The sequence below is a fragment of the Frankia sp. Allo2 genome (assembly GCF_000733325.1).
GTDB lineage: Bacteria > Actinomycetota > Actinomycetes > Frankiales > Frankiaceae > Frankia > Frankia casuarinae.
In genome coordinates this window covers 1-17,544 of the sequence record NZ_JPHT01000055.1, presented here as the reverse complement: position 1 = coordinate 17,544, position 17,544 = coordinate 1, and the positions used below count along the sequence as shown (strand labels likewise).

Annotated in this window: 12 protein-coding genes and 2 pseudogenes; 12 read left to right on the top strand and 2 right to left on the bottom strand. The window is 69.3% G+C overall.

Going from position 1 to position 17,544, the window contains the following annotated elements:
* The first annotated feature begins 779 nt into the window (after positions 1 to 779).
* From ALLO2_RS27590 to ALLO2_RS27580, 3 genes are read left to right on the top strand one after another with little or no spacing between them, the layout of a single operon-like run.
* A complete protein-coding gene (locus ALLO2_RS27590) occupies positions 780 to 1,223 on the top strand; it encodes a hypothetical protein (protein ID WP_232235240.1) in 444 nt (147 codons plus the stop codon).
* Positions 1,220 to 1,816 carry an ISL3 family transposase gene (locus ALLO2_RS27585; protein ID WP_011438554.1) on the top strand — a complete coding sequence of 199 codons (597 nt, stop codon included), beginning with the start codon at positions 1,220 to 1,222 and terminating at the stop codon, positions 1,814 to 1,816. Before ALLO2_RS27590 ends, ALLO2_RS27585 begins: the two co-directional genes overlap by 4 nt.
* An 18-nt stretch (positions 1,817 to 1,834) precedes the next feature.
* Positions 1,835 to 2,203 carry an ISL3 family transposase gene (locus ALLO2_RS27580; RefSeq protein ID WP_023841535.1) on the top strand — a complete coding sequence of 123 codons (369 nt, stop codon included), beginning with the start codon at positions 1,835 to 1,837 and terminating at the stop codon, positions 2,201 to 2,203.
* A 240-nt stretch (positions 2,204 to 2,443) separates the two neighbouring features.
* On the opposite strand, the gene ALLO2_RS21345 is transcribed toward ALLO2_RS27580, so the two are convergent.
* A complete protein-coding gene (locus ALLO2_RS21345) occupies positions 2,444 to 3,079 on the bottom strand; it encodes a class I SAM-dependent methyltransferase (protein WP_011438556.1) in 636 nt (211 codons plus the stop codon).
* A 255-nt stretch (positions 3,080 to 3,334) separates the two neighbouring features.
* Between ALLO2_RS21345 and ALLO2_RS21340 the strand changes: the two genes are divergently transcribed.
* The 5 genes and pseudogenes from ALLO2_RS21340 to ALLO2_RS21310 all read left to right on the top strand — a co-directional run bounded on the left by ALLO2_RS21340 (position 3,335) and on the right by ALLO2_RS21310 (position 11,972).
* Positions 3,335 to 4,459 (top strand): hypothetical protein, encoded by a 1,125-nt coding sequence (locus ALLO2_RS21340; RefSeq protein ID WP_198031064.1) that lies wholly within the window; start codon positions 3,335 to 3,337, stop codon positions 4,457 to 4,459.
* Positions 4,456 to 7,017, top strand: a pseudogene (locus tag ALLO2_RS21335) (lantibiotic dehydratase). The gene ALLO2_RS21340 and the pseudogene ALLO2_RS21335 overlap by 4 nt, the downstream one beginning before the upstream one ends.
* Positions 7,018 to 9,253: 2,236 nt before the next feature.
* On the top strand, positions 9,254 to 10,264 hold the full coding sequence (locus ALLO2_RS21320) for a thiopeptide-type bacteriocin biosynthesis protein (RefSeq protein ID WP_011438562.1): 1,011 nt from the start codon (positions 9,254 to 9,256) through the stop codon (positions 10,262 to 10,264).
* Between the two features lie 2 nt (positions 10,265 to 10,266).
* Positions 10,267 to 11,184 (top strand): ABC transporter ATP-binding protein, encoded by a 918-nt coding sequence (locus ALLO2_RS21315; RefSeq protein WP_011438563.1) that lies wholly within the window; start codon positions 10,267 to 10,269, stop codon positions 11,182 to 11,184.
* Between the two features lie 50 nt (positions 11,185 to 11,234).
* Complete coding sequence (locus ALLO2_RS21310; RefSeq protein WP_011438564.1) at positions 11,235 to 11,972, top strand: ABC transporter permease; 738 nt, start codon at positions 11,235 to 11,237, stop codon at positions 11,970 to 11,972.
* 69 nt (positions 11,973 to 12,041) lie between these two features.
* Here the strand turns inward: ALLO2_RS21310 and ALLO2_RS21305 are convergent, their stop codons facing one another.
* Entirely contained in the window at positions 12,042 to 13,709 is a 1,668-nt protein-coding gene (locus tag ALLO2_RS21305) for a bifunctional 3-(3-hydroxy-phenyl)propionate/3-hydroxycinnamic acid hydroxylase (RefSeq protein WP_051875502.1), read from the bottom strand.
* Positions 13,710 to 13,942: 233 nt separating this feature from the next.
* Between ALLO2_RS21305 and ALLO2_RS21300 the strand changes: the two genes are divergently transcribed.
* The 4 genes and pseudogenes from ALLO2_RS21300 to ALLO2_RS21285 form a co-directional block, all read left to right on the top strand.
* Complete coding sequence (locus tag ALLO2_RS21300) at positions 13,943 to 14,122, top strand: thiazolylpeptide-type bacteriocin (RefSeq protein ID WP_023841539.1); 180 nt, start codon at positions 13,943 to 13,945, stop codon at positions 14,120 to 14,122.
* A gap of 80 nt (positions 14,123 to 14,202) precedes the next feature.
* Positions 14,203 to 15,828 carry a class I adenylate-forming enzyme family protein gene (locus ALLO2_RS21295; protein WP_157493482.1) on the top strand — a complete coding sequence of 542 codons (1,626 nt, stop codon included), beginning with the start codon at positions 14,203 to 14,205 and terminating at the stop codon, positions 15,826 to 15,828.
* Complete coding sequence (locus ALLO2_RS21290; protein ID WP_011438567.1) at positions 15,825 to 16,661, top strand: 2-amino-3,7-dideoxy-D-threo-hept-6-ulosonate synthase; 837 nt, start codon at positions 15,825 to 15,827, stop codon at positions 16,659 to 16,661. Before ALLO2_RS21295 ends, ALLO2_RS21290 begins: the two co-directional genes overlap by 4 nt.
* Before the next feature lie 97 nt (positions 16,662 to 16,758).
* A pseudogene (locus tag ALLO2_RS21285) lies at positions 16,759 to 17,388 on the top strand (transposase family protein); the annotation flags it as partial.
* Between the last annotated feature and the right edge of the window lie 156 nt (positions 17,389 to 17,544).

Below are 17,544 nucleotides of genomic sequence, written 5' to 3'. Positions count from 1 at the left end.
CAGCAGCCGCGGACGAACACTGCCGAGCCAGCAGCCGTCTGCCTCCGTCGTCGCACCGCGGTCGGCCGCCGTCCGGATCAGCCGGCGGAACGGGCCCGCTCCGGACCGGTCAACGGGAGCCTCTACTCCGGATCAGCAGTGGAGAGGATCTGCGTCCTCCCGGCCCGGCCATCCGGCCACCCATACGAGCAAGGCGTCGAAACAGTGGCTGGCAATTGTCCAAATCACACATTCCCAATTCACAAGGTGAGGAAAGTTCAGTGGGAACTTTCACGACCCGAGCGTTCAGCGGAAGCACCTTACTCGCCAGACGAGGGCGACGCCCAAGGTTGACGCCGACCGAAGGCAGAGCCCTTCGAACTTCATTGCTTACTACTGNTGACATCACAGGTCNCCGGAGCCCGCAGGCAGCTACAGGAAGCTCTCATCTATACGCCATCGATGAGAGGGGGCGCGACGATCAGACCTAGATCCGCCAGTAGCTGGTGATGTTGGGAGTTCGTAGATCGTTGGAACGTGAGCGGGTGCCTGCCGTGCAGGAAGAATCGGGGTTACCACCACCAACCGATGACGTCCTGACGAGAGGCACCCACCGGGTGAAGAGACTACGCAGATCTGACCTTGGGGTTGTCCTTCCGCACCTGGCGGGTCTCGTTGTCGATCGGGTGGACCGGTCTGGTGATCGGCTGCGGTTACGGGCTCGTGTTCGAGGAGCTGCTGCTGCGTGCCCCGGGTGCGGAGTGCTCTCGGAGCGGGTCCACGGGCGGTATCGCCGCCGGTTGGTCGACGCGGCGATCGCGGGTGCTCACGTCGAGATCGACCTGCTGATCCGGCGGTTCCGCTGCCTGGCGGTGAGCTGTCCACGGGTGACGTTCGCGGAGCAGGTCGTGGGCCTGACACATCCGCATGCCCGGTTCACCCCGCTCGCCGACCGGTTGATCGAAGCGATCGGGTTGGCGTTGGCGGGCAGAGCCGGAGCACGCCTGGCCGGCAGGATGGGGCTTCCGGCTGGTCGGAACACGCTGCTGCGCCGGGTCCGGGCACTGCCCGACCCGCAGGTCGGGGCGGTGACGGTCCTCGGGGTGGACGACTTCGCGTTGCGCCGGGGTCGGGTTTACGGGACGGTCCTGGTCGATCTCGACAGCCGCTGGCCGGTGGACCTGCTGCCTGACCGGGAAGCGGCGACGTTCGCCGGCTGGCTGGGCATCCCGGTGCGCGGGTGATCTGCCGGGACCGGGCCGGTGCCTACGCCGATGGCGCCCGTACCAGCGCTCCGGACGCGGTGCAGGTGGCGGACCGCTTCCACCTGTGGAGCAACCTCGCCGGATATGTCGAGACGACGGTGGCCCGGCACCGTTCCTGCCTGGCGGAACCGCCGTCCACCGAGCAGGCTGTGGACGGCCCGCGGGCGGACCTCGACGGCGCGGTGGCCGCGGCGCGGGACGCGCAGTTCGAGCAGCGGGCGTTCGTGCGACATGCCCGTGAGCGGTACGCCGCCGTCCAGGAGCTCAAGGCCGCGGGCGTGGGCATCAAACCGATCGCCGCCCGACTCGGTCTGGCCCGAGGAACGGTCCGTAAGTACTACCGCGCGACCAGCGTTGACGACGTTCTGGCGAAGGCCCGCGACGAGCGCGGCTCGATTCTGCGGCCGTGGGAGCCTTACCTCACCGGGCGGGTCAACGCCGGGATCACCAACGGCAGCCAGCTGTTCGGGGAGATCCGAGCCCAGGGCTACCCCGGGAGCAGAGCCGTCGTTCTGGCCTACCTGCGCCCACTACGCGCCGGCGGTGGCACCGCCGCACCCGCGGCACGGTAGGCTCCCAAGGTCCGCACCGTGACCCGGTGGATCCTCACCCACCCCGAGCACCTCAACGAGGACGAGACTCTGGCGTCGAAGACGATTCTCACGCGCTGCCCGGACCTCCAGCAGACCGCCGACCGCGTCACGGCGTTCGCGCAGATGCTCACCGGTCGTCACGGGGACCGGCTCAATGGTTGGGTCGACGCCGACGACCTGTCCGAACTGCACCGTTTCACCCGCGGTCTCCTGCGTGACCACGACGCCGTCCTCAACGGGCTTACCCTGCCGCACAGTTCCGGTCAGGTCGAAGGAGCCGTGAACCGCATCAAAATGATCAAGAGGCAGATGTACGGCCGCGCGAGCTTCGACCTCCTCCGCAAACGAGTCCTCCTCGCGACCTGACAGCGCCCGGGTCTACTTCGATCACAAGATCAGGGACAGATCCCGTTTTCGGAGACCGTTGACATCGGCGTTGGTGATCTTCCAAATCTCCGGCCTTCCGAGCCTGGGTCGGATGTCGATCCGGTCCATGTCGAAGGATTTGCCGTTGATGAGTTGCTGACCCGTGGCAGGGTGGAATTTATGCTGATGCTCCGTTGACGGCCCGCAGGCCATGTGATCGGGACGGCGGGTTGCGCAGCTTCACAGCCTCGTCAAAGCCGCCAGCCATGCCTGGGCGGCCCCCGGATTGAATGTCACGGCGATGCGCGAAGGAGCGAGTAGGTCGATGCGCCAGCCACCGGCGAAGCTCTCCCGCAACTCCCGCTCCGAGACCCGGTGCGGACCCCAGGTGCCTTGCTGCCGGTCGCTGAAGCACATCAGGAAGCAGCGTCCACCCGGACGCAGGGCCGCGCCGAGAGAGGCCACCAGCGCCACACGGTCCTGCGGTGCGAAGCAATGGAACAGCCCGCAGTCGAGCAGCGTGTCGAACTGCTCGCCGAGGCCTTCGAGCTCGAGGACGTCCTGGACCAGGAACCGAGCCTCCAAGCCGCGTTCTGCCGCCTTCTGCCGCGCCAGCGCGATACCGCTGGGAGCGGCGTCCACACCCGTGGTGTCCAGCCCGAGCTCGGCCGTCATGAGGGCGTTATCGCCACTGCCGCAGCCGACATCCAGCACCCGGCCCGTGAAGGCTCCTCGATGGGCGAGTTCCACGAACACGGGCTGAGGCCGCCCGATCTCCCAGCCGGCTCCCGGGGCTCCGGCATAGTGGGCCTCGAAGACATCGACACCGCTGTCCGGGCGTGTGCGCGCCGTGCCGGGCTCCTGTGTGGCTGACATCTCGGCTCCTGTCCGCTGCTGTCTCGTCCGCTACTTCACTCGGTGCGCCGCGGGAGCAGCCAGAGCCTTCTGATCCATGTCACGCACATCGTGACTCTTGTCAGGGCTGGGCGATGACGCGTTGTCGCAGGCCCTGGGGATCCGCAGGATCGTCGGTAGGTGGCTCGGAGGTCGGAGTTCCGGCTGGAGGCCGCAGCCGTTCGAGCCGGTCGGTGACGACCGCGCAGCCCTACAAGTCCGAACAGGTGTCGCAGCGTGNCTGTCAAGACAGCAGAACCCAAGGTCCCGCCGTCGGACGACACGGTGACCGGTCTACGCCTCTTCACCCGCGGAACGGTCAACCCGCGATGGCTGGTGCGGACGGTCGTGCCGGCTGCACGAGAGCTGCGGGAGACCCACGGTGCCTCAATGGTCTATCTCCGACGCGGCTGGCTACACGGCCCGCATGTCGACCTCGTGGCGCGCGTGGACCAGGGCGGCAGCCCCCCGCCGTGGGACGAAATGGCCCACCGTCTCGATGCCGGCCCGCTCGACCCGTCAAGCGCGATCAGCGAGGAAACCTACCTGGAAAAGGCACGTGAGNTCGGCCGCCTGGAGCGGGTCCCCCCTCCCTACCTGCCGATGCGAGCGCACGGCACGGTCGAACGGCTCGGCCCAAGCGACACCGCGCGCTGGNCCGTGGCCCTCAACGCGCTCCGCGAGGTCGCCCTCGGCCGCCTGGACCTCCCCCTGATCGACACACTGGAGGACGTCGCCGAGCATGGGGCGCAGGCCGAAACCCGCGTACTGGAAGCCTTCGTGGCCCTCGCCGATGCGCACCACGCCGGCGTCGCCTACGGTGTGTTCTCGCTGCGCTCGCACGTGGAGGCTTTCCTGAGCTGGGCATCGGCCCGCAAGGATCCGCGTCCCGCCTTCCGGGCCAGGCTGGCGTCGGACGCGCCGCGGCTGCGCTCGCTGGTCGAGTCCGCCCTCAAAGGCGACATGAATCGCCACTACACCGCCTGGCAGACGGCGTTCGCCTACACGATGGGCGTCTTCGATCACGCCGTGCTCACCGGAGCACTGACCCTGGACGGGCTTGACGAACTCGACGGCGGCTTCGACCCCGCCACCATGGGCCCACCGGGACGGCCGTCGATGGCTGATACCGGGCCCAGCGACTTCCACCGGGTCATGAACGACTCAGGTGTGATCGCCGAGCCGCCGCAGTGGTTCGCCTCGTACCGCCTGCTCGTGAATCTCTNCTACCAGCAGCTGCCCCTGCTGAGCGTCTCCCCGCTGCACCGCTACTACGTCTGCTACGCCGTCGCCGAGACGGTCGACGAGGTGCTGGGGGAGTCCTGGCAGGAGCGGTTGGAGCGGAGGGCCAGCCGGGCATGACCGTACAGCAGGCGGAGTCGACCGCCACGTCCCCTGCCACACCCGCGGCAGGAGCCCTCGAGCCCCTGTGGGTGCTGCGCGTCAACCTGCTGCGCCGCACCCGGCTGAGCGACCCCGCGCTGGCCGCAGTGCTTGGTGACCTCCTTACCGCCGAAGCGACACTCGCGGCAGCGGCGCAGAAGTGCTCCGACGAGCTGCACGAGCTGATTGGCGCCACTACCGACCGCGAGGCACGCGGCCGGCTCATCGCATTGCGCCGAGACGTTCACAACGACCGCCGGCCGCGTAGCGGCACGGCCGTTACGCCAGCGGTGGACCAGTGGGCGGCGGCGCGGGACCGGCGCGACGCACTGCGGGCACGGATCGCGGACACCTATCCACAGGCCATCGCCCGGGAGCGGGAGGGGCTGGGTGCCCTGCTCGCCGACGACGACCTGCGCCGCGCACTGGCCCTGGTGGCGCCCGAGGTGTCGGACGGCGCCGATCGGTATCGCGCCGCACTGGCGGATTCACGTCCGCTGCCCGCGCGACTGCGCAAGTCGGAGCGTGGTCTGGTGCAGTACGTCACCCGGGCCATGATTCGCACCAGCCCGCTCTCCCGCTTTACCGCCGTAGGCGTGGCGGTGCCCGATGACCGGGGTCGGGCCCCCGACGAGATCCGCTTCGCGAGCGCCGTCCCCTTCATGGGGCTGGACCGGGTGATGCTCGGGTATGTTGCTGCCGGGCTGACCGCCCCGAGGGACGGCGTCGGGCTGGACCACTGGGTCCAGCTCCCACCGACGGCCGAGGTCGACGAGTCCTCCGCCCGGCTGTACTTCATGCGCCCCACGGCGAAGGGCATCCAGCGGCTGTCCACACCGGTGACAGGCCTTGCGCAGTCGGTCCTGGAANNNNCGNCNANGGNCCCCCGCCGTGTCGGCGCCATCGCCGGCCACATCGCAGAGCGGACGGAAGTCCACTACGACCAGGCGGTGCGAGCCATAGCACAGGCCGTGGGCGCGGGTATCCTGTGCACGTGCGACGGGCCGGAGGACGGGGACGCGCCCTACTCAGCGCTTCTCCACCGGCCCGACAGCCCGGTCGTCCGTCTTGACGATGTGGCCCGGCGGTTGAAAGTCATCGCCGACGCCCCGCCGGAGGACCGCGTGGCCGAACTGAGCCGACTGAGGAGCGCGCTGGCGGACGTCAGCCGTCATGCGGGTCGACCCGCGCAGATCCTCGTCGAGGAGGACTACGTCCTGCCGCCCCGGACAGTGGCCACCGTTGCCTGGCGCGACCGGCTCAATGACCTTGCCGCCGGCGTCGAACTGCTGTCAGTCTTCGACCGGCTCCACGATGTCCGTGCCCTGTTGTCCGCCGTGTTCGTGGAACGGTTCGGCCGCGGAGCCGTCGTTCCTCTGGCGGAGCACGCGGCGTACCTGGTCGCCGAGGTCTACCGGCACAACGGAGCCGTCGACGGCAAGGTACCCCCTGGTATCGGCCCGGCCGACGGCTCGCTCGACGAACTCCAGGTTCTGCGTCGACACGTCCTGGACAAGCTCTACGCTGACATCTCCCGAAGCGATACCGAGGAGGTGGTCTGGAGCCCCGGGCACGTGCGTGCACTGGCCACCGGACTGCCCGCACGGTTCCGTGCCGCACCACTGGCGCACAGCGTGCTCGTGCAATCCTGGAACGGGCACTTGGTGTTCAACGACGCATACGCCGGGCACGGCATGCTCTATGGCCGGTTCCTCGGCCCGGACCGGGACCTGGGCGGTGCCGCACTGCCCCATCTTGCCGAGCGGCTGCGACGGCAGTACGGCACGGACGGCCACCGGCTCGTTGAGGACCTCGGTCTGCACCGTCTCAACGTCAACGCCCACGCACCCGTCCTGTCCGACGGCCTGGTCCCGGACGACTGGTTCACCTTCCGGCTCGCCCATGACCCGGACACCGACGGTCTCACCGTGCTCGACGCGGAAGAACGGCCCACCCGTGTCCTCACCCTCGGCGCCGGGCACCCCGAACTGTTCCCGCCACCCGTACGGGTGGCTACCTGGCTCGTCAGCGGTGGACGGCTGATGGAGGACCTAATCGGTGGCTGGCACTCGACGACCGGATGGGACGGCGACTCGAGCCGGCCCTGTCCCCGGCTGCGCGTCGGTTCCGCCGTACTCTCCCGGCGCCGGTGGTACGGCGGCCGGGAAATGGCTGATGCCGTCGCGGCCGGGCCCGCCGAACATGACCGCCTGCTGGCCCTCACCAAGTGGCGTGCCCGCCACTGCATTCCGGCGGAGATCGTCCTGAAGACCCCCCTGGACGACGGCTACCGCCGCGAGGCCATCGCCTCGGGCGAGGACGCCCAGGCCCACCGGCAACGGCAGAAGCCGCAGTACGTGGACTTGCAGAGCGCCCTGAGCGTGCGGGTGCTGCCCAGGCTCATGGAACGGCGCAGCCCCGGATACCTGGAGGAGGCCCTGCCGGGCGTCGGGGACGGCCCGCACGCCGCCGAGTGGGTCATCGAGATCGGGCGCCCAGCGGGCGGAACGTTCCAGTACGGAGGAATGCCGGAATGAAGATAAAGTCGCGTACCTACCTGCATTACGCACCGGTCCCCGGCGGCGTGTACTTCAGTGGCCCGACAAGCCAGTTCGTCATGCGCGGGCCGGAGTTACTGTTCACCATCGCNGACCTCTGCGTTCCGCTGTTGGAGGAGGGCACAACCGAGGACGATCTCGTGCGTGCCCTGGGCACCGAGAAGGCCCGACCGGCGGTACGCAAGGTAGTCGACGGGTTGCTCAGCCACGACATGCTCCTGGACACCGCAGGGTTCACTGTGGCTGAAACCGGTATCGCCGAACGGGATCGCTTCCCCGAGGCGCTCGCCCACCTGGAGGCGTTTACTGACGATCCCTACGCGGCCTTCGCCGCCCTGCGGACCGCACATGTGGTGCTCTATGGCCCGGCGGCCGTGGTGTCCCCAGCCGCCCGGGGACTGGCCCGGGCAGGCGCCGGGCACCTGGCTTTGGCTACTCCCGATGGGGACCTCGACCCCGTGCGGGCGGTGGGGGAGCGCCTGGGAGCGCGGCTCCTCAGTGACCAGGAAGAACTCAAAGAAGCACTTGCCGAAGCCGACGCGGTGCTCTGGTGTCCCGGGGAAGACGGCGAGCCCGCCCCCCGGGTCTCCCTGCGGCCGGCCGGATGGCTGGTACCGGTGAGCCTGGGCGAGGCCACGGTCGTCGGACCAGTTCTCGACGCGACGGCAGCATCCGGGCAGTGGCCCGCGTCGGCGGAAAGAGCGCTGTCGTGGGCCCACAGGCACTCCGGCGGACCAGTCGCCCGGCCGGGGGCGGACAGGCTCGCGGGAGCGCTCGCTGGTCAGCTGTTGTTTGATGCCCTCACTAATTGTGCCGCTTCCGCCGAAGCGCATGTCGTCCATGGCGACGACCTAGCCGCCGACCGCGTCACCGAGCCCGGCGCACCGGCCACCCCGCTTCCCCTGGGCACGGTGGAACTGCTGGAGCGCATGCCCTACCCGTGCGGCAGGGCACCCGAGGCCGGCACATCCGCCGAAGCCCTCGGGCACGCCTTGGTCACCGCCTTCGGCCCGCACCGGCGCGAGCCGGAGAATCCGATCAACGACCACCGCGGCTATGCGTCCGTGCGCAGCAAGTTCCCCGTGCACGCCTTCGTAGCCGACCGCGAACGACGGCAGGTCCTGGATGTCCACCGCAACGCGCTGGTGGACCTCGCCGGCGCCAACCCCCCGCAGGACCCCTCGGCCGACGGCTGCGAGATCCTTCTGATCGGGCGGTACACGCGGCTGCCCGCGAGCTACCGGTGGTTCCGCGGCGCGCTGGTCCACCTGGAGATGGGCATCGCACTGCGGTCCCTGTGCCTGGCGTTGGAGTTGTTCGGCCTGTCCGGCCGGCTCCGGCTGCCGAACAGCGGCCAGGGGCGGCTGCGCGAGTTCGGCCTGCGCCCTGCCTGGGAGTGGACGCTGCCGCTGACCGTCGAACTGGCCGAACGACCGGCACCGGTGCAGACCACCGGGCGGGGCGCCGATACCGTTCCCGACCCCGTGCTCGCCGACGTCCTCGCCATGAACCGGGCCCAGACCTTCACCGAAGCGCCGGCCACCCTGGGACCCGCGGCGCCCAGCCAGGATGACGTGACCGCGGCAGCGGAGCGGTCCTGGGCCGAACTGCTGTGGTCACGCACGTCCGGACGTATGCCCCGAGGCCTGTATGGCATGAACGGTCGGCGGCGGGTACTCCCGGCTGCCGTGCTCCAGGACGCGGTGCGCTGGCTGGGCGTGCCCCCGCCCGGAGACGTCCTGCGGGGCGTGTCCAACGCGATCAGAACGACCGTCGTGATCCAGGGCATCGAGGGCCACCGCGACGGGGTGTACGAGGTCGCGGACGGCCACACCGTGCTGAAAGCGGCGGACACGACGGCTGCGGCCCGTCTCGAAGAGGTCTACGGCTACACTCTGGCACCGGGCAACGGTTGCGACGTTCGGCACGCCTCGATGATCTGGTTTCTCACGGTCGACCCCCGAGTCGTGGTCGACCGCTACGGTCCGGGCGGCTGGACCACGATCCAGTACGTGTGCGGCTGGGCGGCCCACGGACTGACGCTCGCGGCAGCCGGGTCGGGCCTGTACGCCAGGCCCGTACGGGCCTTTTATGAGGCAGCGGCACGGCGCGTCCTGGGTCTCGGTTCCGAGGAGATGGTCGTGCTGGCGGTGATCGGCGGAACTCCCGGATACCGGGGCCTGATGCTCGACCTGCGAAGCTGAGGGAGACACACGTGAACCGTACGATCGCTCCCGGCAGCCCTGTCCGAGCCGGAGACGTCCCGACAACCTGGCGGTCGTGGCATCTGCACCTGGGGTCCGTGGCCGGATCCCTTCATGACCGCGTACTCGGCGAGGTGATCGGCCCCACCGTCGACGACGTACCTGGCAAACCGTGGTTCTTCATCCGCTACTGGCAGGCTGGTCCACATCTCCGGTTCAGAGTCGGCGACTTGGACGACGACGAGGCGCAACAGGTCGAACAGTCCCTGCGGGAGCGGCTCGCGCGTGCCGGGACGCTGCGCGATGGCGAGGAGCCTCTCGACGCGGAGAGCCACCGGACCGCCGCTCGGCGTCTGGCTGCCACCGGCGGCGAGGCTGAGGACACGGCTGGGGGGCCGCTGCCGCCGGGAGTCCACCGCGCGGTGTTCGTGCCCGAGACCGAGCGGTACGGCGGGGCAGCGCTGATGCCTGGTGCGGAACGGCTCTTCCAGGTCTCCAGCGAGCTGGTCAGAACACATCTGCCGAGCCTGCCAGGCACCCGGGAGCGGTCGGCCGTCGCACTCCGGGCCACGGTGTCGGCGGGCGCTGCGCTGGGCGGACGTGGCGAGCAGGCCGACTACTACCACCAGGCGCTGCACGCCTGGCGCGGCATGGTGGCGGCCGGATTCGGCTACTCCGAGCAGCAGTTGGATCGACTCACCGGTGCGGACCGCCCGGCGCTGTCCACGGCGGGGGCATCGCGACGCGGGAGCATCGACCCCGAGCGCCACGGTGCTTTCGCCCTGTGGCACCGCCTCCTGACCGAACTCGCCGACACGGTACGCGCAACCGGCACGACCCACCCGGGCCGCATCGTGCTCTCCCACGTCCACATGTTCCACAACCGTCTCGGCCTGAGTCTGGTCGACGAACTGCAGACGTACGCGCGGCTCGTCCGGCTCTTCCCCCTGGACGCTCCCGTCGGCGGCCCGTCCGGCACGCCTGCCGCCCCCGACCCGCATCGCAGCGCACACGAGGGGTGATCATGGTCAACCAGCCGCTGGCTGTGCCAGCGCGGACCCCCGCGCCGCAGGCCGCCGAGGTGGTCGCTCGGGCCGTTGGCGTCACCCGGTGCTACGGCGGCACGACGGCCCTCGACGGCCTCGACCTCGAGGTGCGGGCCGGCGAGCTGGTGGGCCTTCTGGGGCCCAACGGAGCGGGCAAGTCCACCCTGATCCACGTCCTCACCGGTCTGCGTCGCCCGAACCGGGGTCGTTGTGAACTGTTCGGGCGGGATCCTCGGACCCCGGCGGGCCGGCGGTACATCGGAGTCACCCCGCAGGAGACCGGACTGCCCGAGACACTGCGCGCGCGCGAGGTGGTCGACTTTGTCGCGGCCCACTACCCGGCTCCGGAGGACCGCGATGCGCTGCTCGACCGCTTCGGGCTGACCGATCTGGCGCACCGTCAGACCGGTGGTCTCTCCGGCGGTCAGAAGCGCCGACTGGCCGTGGCCCTCGCCTTCGTCGGCCGGCCCCGCCTCGTCTTCCTCGACGAACCGACGACCGGCCTCGACGTGGAGGCCCGCCGGGTGCTGTGGGACCACATCCGCGCGTTCCACCAGGAAGGCGGCACGGTGGTGCTGACCAGTCACTACCTCGACGAGGTGGAGGCGCTCGCAGAACGGATCGTGGTCGTCTCCGGCGGGCGGGTGCTCGCCGACGGCTCCGTCACCGCGATCCGCGGGATGGTCGACGTCCAGCGCGTCAGCCTGGTGACCGCTTCGTTGCCGTCGCTTCCGGGCGTCATCAAGGTCGAGGAGATCGACGGACGCACCCACGTGCTGACCAGGGACGCTGACCAGTTCGTACGCGACCTGGTGGGCAGCGGCGCGCCCTTTTCGGGGCTGGAGATCCGGCCGACGACGCTCGAGGAGGCCTTCATGGCCATCTCGTCCGCCTGACGCCCCCGGCACCGCCGCGCCGTCCACCGTACGCGGAAGGAAAAGACTCCGTGTCCATGACCCTCCTGCATGCCCGTTACCAGATCCTTCAGACCATCCGCATCCCCATCGCGGTGATCGGCTCCGCGTTCTTCCCTGCGGCCTCGATGCTCTTCTTCGTGGTTCCGGCGACCGGCGACGACCCGGCAGGTGCGACCTACGCGACCGCTTCGATGGTCGTCTTTGCCGTCATGATCAGCAATCTCTTCGGGCACGGCGTCGGCGTTGCCGAGGACCGCGCCCAGCCCTGGGACCCTTACACCCGGACTCTTCCCGTCGGCCCGTGGCCGAAGTTCGGGGGCAGACTGATCTCCGGCCTGGTGATGATGCTGGTCTCTCTTGCCCCGGTGGTCGTCATCGCTGCCGTGGCCACGCCGGCCCGCATCTCGGCGGTCGGGTTCGCCGCGGCTGTGGGTGTCGTCGTCCTGGTCTCGCTGCCCTTCAGCCTGATGGGACTGGCCATCGGCTACCTGCTGCCTACCAAAGCGGCCCTCGCCGTAGTGCAGGTCGTCTTCTTCCCAATCGCCTTCGCCGGAGGCCTGCTCTCCGCCCCCGGCAAGGCTCCCGGCTTCATCGAGACCATCGCTCCGTACGTGCCGAGCCGTGGCGCGGTCGAACTCATGTGGGCGGCCGTCGGCGACTTCAGGCCGAGTACCACATCCCTCATCGTGTTCGTCCTGTGGTCGGTGGTCCTCGCGGCCCTCGCGGTCTTCGCGTATCGCAGGGACGAGGGCAGGCGGTTCCGCTGACCGGGCAGATCGAGGGGCGTCCACCCAAAGGCGGACGCCCCTTCGCGTACCGGATCCAACCAGCCGCCGTCAGAGGGCGCCGGCGTGCGGGACTCGGACACGCTCCAGCAGTTCACGGACGACCTCCGAGGTCTCCGCTCGGTCACTGCCGACGCCGAACACCTGGAAGTCGGGGCGGATCAGCGCGGCCCGCGCGCCCATGCCGTCCAGCCAGGCTCGCAGGAATCCTCCGGCGTCGGCGACGGACTCCCACTCCTTGCTGACGGTTGGGGCCGCGCCCGCCGGCAGGACCTGTACCAGGCGGACACTCCGGTCCCGAAGTCGCTCGGCCAGCCCCGCCTCCAGCAGTGCCTCCGGCACGCCGAGGGCCAGCAGGACGAAGTCCTGGCCCAGGATTTCCATGCGCGGCTCCGGAGAGCCGACAGCGCCCAGCCGCACCTCGGGGACACGTCGTCCGGTGCCTCGCCCCGGAGCGCCGTCGGACAGGTGGTGCGCGAACCGTCCGTCCATAGCCTGGCCTGGCACAGCGTCGGTGCCGTGTCCCGACGTCGACTTCCCGGATGTCGCCGGCGTCGCGCGGGCCAGCAGTGCGCGGTCCCGTTCGGCGGCCGCCGCCGGATCGGTCACGCAGATGATCCGGCCCAGCTGGGTGGACATCTCGACGGTCTGCCGGGCCTGCGGCGCGCGCTCCGCCTCGTAACTGTCCATCAGGTTCTCGTCCGCGCAGCCCGCCAGGATCAGGTCGAGTTTCCATGCGAGATTGGCCGCGTCACCGATGCCCGAGCACATGCCCTGCCCTGCGAACGGCGGCATCTGGTGGGCGGCGTCGCCGGCGAGCAGGACGCGCCCGCGACGCCAGCGGTTCGCGACACGCGCCGCAAACGTGTACACGGCATGCCGCACGAGCGTGGCGTTGGCAGGCGTGACACCGAAGAGGGACAGCAGGTCCCACGCCTTCGCCNCCCCGGCGAACTCCTCGGCGGACTCGCCGGCCAGCCGCATGAACTCCCAGCGCCTGCGGCCAGGGCCCGCCGAGACGGCGACGCGCGGCCGGGCTGGATCGGCGTACTGGACGTTGCACGCGGGGAACTCCTCCGGATGGTGCGGTACGACGTCGCAGGCCATCCAGTCGTGCGAGAAGCCGTAGTCGGTCAGCGACGCGCCCATGGCCGTACGGACGAAGCTGCCGGCACCGTCGCACCCCACGACCCAGCGCGCCCGAACCGTACGGCCGGCACCGGACCCGGTGTCCCGCAGCCCTACTTCGACGTGGGACGCGCGCGCCACGAGCCGGAGGGCCTCCTGTCCCCGCAGCACTCGCAAGGAGGCACACCGCTCCCCGTGTTCGGTCAACGCCGCCTCCAGCCGCGGCTGGTACATCGATGTCGAGTCCGGCCAGCGATGCTCGTCTCCGGGGCTTAGGCCGATGCGCAGGAGTGTCCGACCGGTGCCGTTCACAACCATGTAGTCCGGTGACGGCTCTCCGATGGCACCGAGTTCCGCGCGCAGTCCGGCCGCTGCCAGAACGCGGGCCGCCTGTGCGTCGAAGGCCACGGCGCGTGGGAGGGGGTAGGGGTGCGGCTGCCTCTCGGTCACCGTGACCCGCCAGCCTCGCCGGGCCAGCAACAGGGACAGAAACTGGCCGACGGGCCCGTAGCCGACCACGAGCACGTGGCAGTCGTCGGCGGATCCGCCGGACTCCATACCTGTTCGGGTGGACGGCAGTGCGCCGTTCATCTATCGGTCCTCCGTATCTGGCCCACGATCGCACACCGAAGGCAGGCCAGATTCATGCTAACTACCTGGACTTCTCTCTGCCCTTTTCTGCGACACGACAAGTGATCGGCGTAAGGTCAGGAGTGACAAATGTCAGCACCCCATACGGCTGCGGTTGCGTTCCGTACCGATCAGACCGCAGAATCACATTGTCGGCCTACAGGCTGACGCAATCCATGATGAAGGAGAGAACAATGAGCGCTCTCGCCAGCGAGAAGCCCATGGACGACAAGCTGTTCGCCGGCTTCGACATCGAGGAGCTGGAGGTGCTGGAGGTCTCCGACAGCGTCGCGCTACCGGAGATGGGTGCGTCGTCTGGCTCAGGCATACTCTGCTGCTCCTCGTCGTCGTCGTCGTCATCCTCCTGCTGCTGACCTCAGTAGTGAGCGGTGCGCCTGTCCGGACCATCTGCCCGGACAGGCGCACCGTCGTCAAGACCCGGACGGGTGGAACCATGACCAGTTACACCGGCGCCTTCTCTTTGGAAATCCCGGATTTATGGAAAAACCATGAGAACTGCGCTTTCCGTATTCTTTACGGACTGGTCCAGAGGCCGAACTCGCTCGTGGTGCGCTGGCGTGACAGAGAAATCACGGCCGAGCTTCTCGCCGAGCTGATCCTGAATGCTGCAGAAACCTTCCTGCAATGCGGTGCCGGCCCACGCGAAGCCATTGCCGTCCTTGCATCGTCCAATCATCCGGCGATGCTCGTCTGCCGATATGCGGCACACCTCATCGGGGCATCCGTCGTCTACGTCCGGGCCGCCAACCCCCGCACCGACGCCGAAATGCTGTCGCGCCAGGTGCAGTCCCGGATCCTCGAGGAGGTCGGGGCCCGCGTCCTGGTCGTCGACGCATCACACATCGACCGGGGACGAGCTCTCGTGGCGTCCGCCACGACGCTGCTCACCCTCGTGACGGAAACGTACCCCGCGGTGCCGCTCGACACAGGTCGTACGCCCCGGCTGCCTGATCTTCCCCCGTACGACGGCGACGCGCGTGCTCTGGTCACGTTCACCAGCGGAAGCACGGGACAACCCAAGAGCTTGTCTCAGTCGTACCGCACCTGGAACGCGACCGTCCGCGGGTTCTCCGGCCGGACCGATACCCACCTACCGTCGCGGATCCTGGCCGTGACGCCGGTCAGCCACACTGTCGGCTTCATGGTCGACTCCGTCCTCGCCGCCGGTGGCAGCGCGGTCCTGCATGAAGGCTTTGACGCCGGCACCGTGCTCAGCGATGTCGCCAGGCACCGGATCACCGATACCTATCTGGCCGTTCCGCACCTGTACCGCCTGGTTGAGCATGAGGACCTTCCCCGCACCGATGTGTCGTCCCTGCGTCGGCTCATCTACAGCGGCACCCCGGCCGCGCCACGTCGGATCGCGCAGGCGGTCCCCTGCTTCCGCGACGCCATCGTCCAGCTCTACGGCACGACGGAAGCGGGCGGCATCTCCAGCCTCACGCCGCTGGACCACCAGGAGCCCGAACTCCTGCCGACGGTCGGGCGGCCCTTCCCCTGGGTGCAGGTCCGCATGTGTGACCCGGACACCGGCGCTGAGGTGGAGCGAGGCCACGTGGGGGAGGTGTGGACGTACTCGACAACAGTGATGGACGGCTACCTGGAGACCGGCGTCCCCACGCACAGCACTCTGCGAGACGGCTGGCTGCGCACGGGTGACCTCGGCTACTGGGACCAGTACGGCTATCTGCGGCTGGTCGGCCGGGTCGGCCAGGTGATCAAGGCCGGCGGACAGAAGGTTTACCCGACGGCCGTCGAGTCGGCGCTCCAGGAGCATCCCGACGTGCGGCATGCCGTTGTCTTCGGCGTCCACGACCGGGACCGGATCGAGCACGTGCACGCCGCAGTCGTCCTGGCACCCGGTTCCTCGGTCACAGACGAGGAGCTGAGTCGCCATGTGGCCGCCACGCTCGACTCGGCCCANGCACCTGCGCACTTCAGCCGATGGGCCGAGATCCCGCTCACCGCGTACGGGAAACCGGACCGAGCGTCACTGCGTTCCCGAGCGGAGCGGGAAGCGCTGGGCGGCGGGACAGTGCAGAGAGGAAGGGCACTGTGACAGAACAGCACTTCGCCCGTGCGCTGAGGATGGCCCGGCTCCACCGCTGGCACCCCGCCAGGCTGGCGATCACACCGCTCGACCACTCGATCAGCGACGGACCCGTGGTGCCGCGCGGCACCACCATCGACGGCCTCGCAGGTCAGCTGGTGGAGGCCGGCGTGGACGCCATCGTCGTCCACAAGGGCAGCCTCCGGCACCTTCGTCCCGCCCGTCTCACCGGCATGTCGGTGATCGTCCATCTCAACGCAAGCACCGCTCACGCACCCGATCCGGATGCCAAGTACCTGGTCACCGGAGTGGAGGAAGCGCTCAGGCTGGGTGCGGACGCAGTCAGTCTGCACGTCAACCTCGGCTCCCTCGACGAACGCCAGCAGATCGGGGACCTCGGCCGGGTCGCGGAGCGCTGCGAGCAGTGGAACCTGCCGCTGCTCGCGATGATGTACCCGCGCGGGCCGCGGATCAGCGACCCGCATGATCCGGAGCTGATCGCGCACGCGGTCACACTCGCCGTGGACCTGGGCGCGGACCTGGTCAAGGCCCCCTTCCCCGGGTCCGTCCCGGCCCTGCGCGACCTGACGGACGCCTGCCCCGTCCCCCTGCTGTGCGCCGGCGGACCCCGCCGCAGTGAGGACGACGTTCTGGCGTACGTACGCGACGTGCTGCACGGCGGGGCCGCCGGCGTGGCCATGGGCCGCAGCATCTTCCAGGCCGACGACCCGCGGCGGATGGCTGCGGCGGTGGCCCAACTGGTCCATGCGGAATCCGAGCCTCGTCTCGAACCGACTGCAGAAGGGCAGCGAAGTGAACGCAAGGAAGCTGTGCTGGCTTGACATCCGCGAGGCCGGCGAAGCCCGGGCCGCAGTCCTCGATGAGGCTGTGCACCAGCGGATCGACGGCATCGTGAGCGACGATCCGGCGGACCTCGGCGGGCTGCCGCCCACGGTCCGCAAGATACTTCTCTATGACGGCCCCACAGCCGAAGCACCAGAGACTCCTAACCTGCCAGGCGTCCTGCTCGCCGCGAAGCTCGCAGGCCACGGGCACGTCATCGTGGACGGCACGGTCATCGAGACCGACCGCCTCCGTACGCCCGGCCCGACGACAGGCGTCGACCTGTGGTGGTCGGGGAAGCACCACCACCACGGCGGCAACATCCAGGTGGTCTCCGCCCCGGACGACGGCTGGCCGCTGTGGACCTCCGACGTCCGCCCCGGCCGTGAACACGACTCCACCGCCCTGCGCGCCTCCGGCGCCCTACCGGTCCCGGCGGACTGGACCACCGACGGCGGTGAGATCCTCACCGACCTCGGCTACGAAGGGCTACGAGACCAGGTCACCATCCCTGCCAAGCGAGCCAAGGGCGGCGGGCTCACCCTCGACCAGCAGAACCACAACAGGACCCACAACCCGCTACGCGCCGTCGGCGAACGCGCGAACGCCCTGCTCAAGGTCACCTTTCGCGCGCTGCGGAACGTCACCCTCGACCCCTGGAAGATCGGCCAGATCACGAAGGCCGCCCTCGTCATCCTCCACACCGAACACGGCCGCACCACCTGACAGCCACCACACAAACATCCCACCGCTGCTACACAGCGCAACAGGCGGTTACCGGGAAAGGCTCACTGAGGCGCTTTGCGCCGGTCATCGTCGAGACAAGCGAGGTCGACAGGATGTACCGCAGGCTGTAGATCGCTCCCTTCGCCTTACGTGGGT